General features: G+C 60.9%; 1 rRNA gene. It reads right to left on the bottom strand.

The annotated features are described in order from the left end of the window. Window positions 1-453: 453 nt before the first annotated feature. Window positions 454-522 (bottom strand): 16S ribosomal RNA (locus AB0C16_RS40390); the annotation flags it as partial.

Genomic DNA, 522 nt, shown 5'->3' on the forward strand with positions numbered 1-522 from the left:
GGCTCCTGATGCCAAGGCATCCACCGTGTGCCCTAAAAAACTTGGCCACAAAGATGCTCGCGTCCACTATGCAAATCTCAAACAACAAACAGCAACCAACCCACCCCACCACCAACACCCGAACAAACACGATCGAGCTGGTATGACGAGAGGATGATCCTGCAAGAGGCGGAAACCCACCACACCGAACCCGATGCGGCATCAAGGCCACCCCGTCACCGGCGATGGCCTCGAAAACGGCCCGTTTCCTCAGGACCCAACAGTGTGCCCGGCACCCGCAACCCCCGCACCAGCGTTCCCACTCCCCCACACATGGTGAGGGCGGTACTTGCCGGCCGGCGACCACGCCATGCCGAATAGCCAGTGCTCCACTAATGAGCCGTCACGCATCAGACATCCGCTGATGACCGCGACATGGACCAGCAGCTCACGCCGCCGGCCAGCGCTCCTTAGAAAGGAGGTGATCCAGCCGCACCTTCCGGTACGGCTACCTTGTTACGACTTCGTCCCAATCGCCAGCCC

The sequence above is a fragment of the Nonomuraea sp. NPDC048916 genome (assembly GCF_040649575.1).
GTDB lineage: Bacteria > Actinomycetota > Actinomycetes > Streptosporangiales > Streptosporangiaceae > Nonomuraea.